The following is a 516-nucleotide window of genomic DNA, read 5'->3' on the forward strand; positions in this document are numbered from 1 at the left end:
AAAGAAATTGGAGCGATACATCGGGTTCGAACCGATGACCTCAACCTTGGCAAGGTTGCGCTCTACCAACTGAGCTAGTATCGCATAAGCTAACCGTTAACCTTTTCTGCTAAGAAGCATCAAATCAACGTTCAACTGTAATGTGGTTGCGGGAGCCGGATTTGAACCGACGACCTTCGGGTTATGAGCCCGACGAGCTACCAAACTGCTCCATCCCGCGTCCGGATGTTTCTCTTTTCGCATCATTATCGTTTAAGACAATGACTCTACTACCAACATCAATCTTAAGAAAGAAATTGGAGCGATACATCGGGTTCGAACCGATGACCTCAACCTTGGCAAGGTTGCGCTCTACCAACTGAGCTAGTATCGCATTAGTTAATCGCTGCTTTTACTGCCTTGGGCAATAAATGGCGCCTAACTGTAATGTGGTTGCGGGAGCCGGATTTGAACCGACGACCTTCGGGTTATGAGCCCGACGAGCTACCAAACTGCTCCATCCCGCGTCCGGATGCA

The 516-nt window shown here is 49.0% G+C and carries 4 tRNA genes; all 4 read right to left on the bottom strand.

From position 1 onward, the window contains the following. Nucleotides 1-8 precede the first annotated feature (8 nt). Nucleotides 9-84 (bottom strand) — tRNA-Gly (locus IQO02_RS12740). Nucleotides 85-143: 59 nt separating this feature from the next. After that, a tRNA-Met gene (locus tag IQO02_RS12745) sits at nt 144-220 on the bottom strand. A gap of 77 nt (nt 221-297) precedes the next feature. Next, nucleotides 298-373, bottom strand: a tRNA-Gly gene (locus tag IQO02_RS12750). Nucleotides 374-429: 56 nt separating this feature from the next. Further along, nucleotides 430-506, bottom strand: a tRNA-Met gene (locus IQO02_RS12755). Between the last annotated feature and the right edge of the window lie 10 nt (nt 507-516).

Origin of the sequence: Vibrio sp. OPT24 (genome assembly GCF_015163545.1) — a bacterium.
GTDB lineage: Bacteria > Pseudomonadota > Gammaproteobacteria > Enterobacterales > Vibrionaceae > Vibrio > Vibrio cyclitrophicus.